This is a genomic window from Kribbella sp., from assembly GCF_035687465.1.
Taxonomy (GTDB): domain Bacteria; phylum Actinomycetota; class Actinomycetes; order Propionibacteriales; family Kribbellaceae; genus Kribbella.
In genome coordinates this window covers 1-2,773 of sequence record NZ_DASRXP010000763.1, presented here as the reverse complement: position 1 = coordinate 2,773, position 2,773 = coordinate 1, and the positions used below count along the sequence as shown (strand labels likewise).

Here is a 2,773-nt window from a genome sequence, read left to right as displayed (position 1 = left end):
ACCGAGCTGATCCGCCGGGCGTACCAGTCTGGGTCGTCGGTGGAGCCGGTCAGGCGGGTGTGGGTGGCGTCGATCGGTTCGAGGCGGCCCAGGTTCCGGGCGATCCAGTCCCCGGCCCCTGCGACCGGGGCGTCGATGATGATCTCGATCTTGTACTTCCAGCCTTCGGAGAGGTGTTCTTCGATCGTCCGGACCGGGTCGAGGTCCACGGGCGGGTCGAAGGTGGTCGGCAGGGTTTCGACGGTGGTGATCCGGTCGAGCCGGAGGACTCGGCGGGCGTCCTTGGTGTGTGACCAGCAGAGCAGGTACCAGTAGCCGTGGCGGATGGAGACCGCCCACGGATCGACCTCCATGATCCGTCCCTCACCGTGCCCGCGCCGATAACCGAGCCGCAACCTCCGGCCGTCGGCGCAACCCTGGACGACAGCGGCGGTGATCTCAGGCTCGGGGTTCGTCGTATGACCGTTGGCGTGCGGCGTCGTCAACTGCCGGATCGCTTCGGCCGGCTCGGCGACGGACGTGGGCAGGACGCGGATGATCTTGTTGAGCGCCCGGCCGGCGGGATCCGTGGCATCGGCGGCCCGGTGCTGTCCCTCCAGTGCCGCCATCATCAGGCCGAGCGCCTCGGCCGTGGAGAACATCAGAGGTGGCAGCCGGAACCCCCGGCCGACGCGGTAGCCGCCGTACCGGCCAGGTGTGGAGTCGACCGGTATGCCCGCCTCTCGCAGGATGCCGACGTACCGGCGGGCTGCTCGGTCGGTCACGCCGAGCCGGGAGCCGAGCTGTTCCCCGGAGATCCCGGGATGGTCCTGGATCAGCTCTAGCGCCACCAGTGCCTTGGCGGTCGGGCTCGCTTCTTCGATCATCAGGTCTCCGCATTCCGGAAGCTGAACGTCCGCGTTCGATCCTAGCGTCGAACGCCCCGCGCGACCCACCGGTTGCTGACAGCAACCAAAGCCCGAAAATGGCCGGAGGAATGTCGAGTTCGTGAGCTGACATTCTCACCATTCAAGATGGAGTCAGGTCGGTGGAAACTCTGGCCTACCGTCATCCGGCTGGGTCAGATCATTCTTGTCAGGAGTGCCGTGGGTTCCGAGGTCGTCGCGACCGTCTCACCGACCAGGCAGGCTTTCCGTCGCGTTCGCCGGGACCGGAGTGCCCGGCTGGGTGCGGTCCTCGTGATCGTGCTCATCGTCATCGCCGCCGCGGCGCCGCTCCTCGCGAGACTCGAGGGGCAGGACGCCTACACCTACAACATCAGCCTGCTCGATCCACTCCGCGGCAATGCCCCGAGCGGCGCGGTCGGGGGCGTCAGCGCGGACCACTGGTTCGGGGTCGAGCCGCTCACCGGCCGGGACCTGTTCGCGATCACAGTGCTCGGCCTTCGCACGTCGTTGTTCATCGCCGTGCTGGTCACCCTGATCACCACCGTGGTCGGCACTCTGGTCGGCATCAGCGCTGCCTACTTCGGCGGCTGGTACGACGCGGTCGTGTCGCGGCTGCTGGACTTCCTCTTCGGGTTCCCGCAACTCGTCTTCATGATTGCCCTGGGCATCATCGTGCCCGCCGGGTTCCCCCGCTCGTTGCTGTTGGTCCTGGTGCTCAGCGTGTTCGGCTGGGCCGGGCTCGCGCGGCTGATCCGCAACCAGGCCAAGTCACTGGTCACCCGGGAGTTCGTCGAGGCGGCCCGGTCGGTCGGTTCCAGCGGCTGGCACGTGATCACCCGCGAACTGCTGCCGAACCTCCTCGGCCCGGTGCTGGTGATCGCAACGATGGCAGTGCCCGGCTTCATTGGGCTCGAGGCCGCTTTGTCGTTCCTCGGCGTCGGAGTGCCGCCGCCGACACCGAGTCTCGGCCGGTCCATCTCGGACTCGATCGTTTGGGTCTACACCGGCACAGATCCGTGGTTCCTGGTTTTCCCCGGCGCCATGTTGTTCCTGGCCGTGCTCGGATTCACCTTGCTCGGCGACGGCGTACGGGATGGTTTCGACGTGCGGTTGAGGAGGGCGAACTGAGATGACCAACCTCCTCTGGTTCGTAGCCCGGCGGCTGCTGGCGACCGTGCTGGTGATGCTCGCGCTGAGCCTCGCCGTCTACCTGATCTTCTACGCGCTGCCGGCCGACCCGGCCCGCCTCGGCTGCGGCAAACCCTGTACTCCGGATCGGCTGGAGCAGGTTCGCCATTTCATGCAGCTCGACCAGAGCACGATCCAGCAGTACCTGGGCTTCCTCAAGGGCATCGTCGCGGGCCGGACCTTCGGCGATGGATCGGCCGCCGTGCAGTGCAACGCGCCCTGCTTCGGTTATTCCTTCCCGCTGGCCCGTCCGGTCACCTCGCTGATCCTCGACCGGCTGCCGATCACCGCGTCCATCGCGCTCGGTGCGGCGGTGCTGTGGCTCGTCGTCGGGGTGTCCCTCGGGGTCGGGGCGGCGCTGCGACGAGGCAAGTTGCTGGACCGGTTCGCGGTCGGGTTCGCCCTGGTCGGAGTGGCGTCGCCGTCGTTCCTGGTGGGGTTGCTGGCGATCCTGGTCTTCGGGTTCTGGCTGAACATGGTTCCGGTGAACGGTTACGTGCCGTTCACGCAGAGTCCGGTCGACTGGGCCTGGCACCTCGTCACGCCCTGGCTGGTGCTCGCCGCGCTGAACGCCGCGTCGTACATCCGGTTGACCAGGTCGCAGATGCTGGAGGAGATGAATCTCGACCACATCACCACCGCCCGGGCGAAGGGAGCCGGTGAGCGGCGGGTCGTGGTGGTGCACGGGCTGCGCGGAG

The 2,773-nt window shown here is 67.5% G+C and carries 3 protein-coding genes; 2 read left to right on the top strand and 1 reads right to left on the bottom strand.

The window, feature by feature from the left end:
* Positions 1–866, bottom strand: an 866-nt coding sequence (locus VFG33_RS41130; protein ID WP_325058475.1) for a helix-turn-helix transcriptional regulator, incomplete at its 3' end; no start/stop codon positions are given.
* A gap of 219 nt (positions 867–1,085) precedes the next feature.
* Here VFG33_RS41130 and VFG33_RS41125 point away from each other — a divergent pair.
* Positions 1,086–2,015 (top strand): ABC transporter permease, encoded by a 930-nt coding sequence (locus tag VFG33_RS41125; protein ID WP_325058474.1) that lies wholly within the window; start codon positions 1,086–1,088, stop codon positions 2,013–2,015.
* A 1-nt stretch (position 2,016) separates the two neighbouring features.
* Positions 2,017–2,773: ABC transporter permease (locus VFG33_RS41120; protein WP_325058473.1), on the top strand; the 757-nt coding region annotated here is incomplete at its 3' end.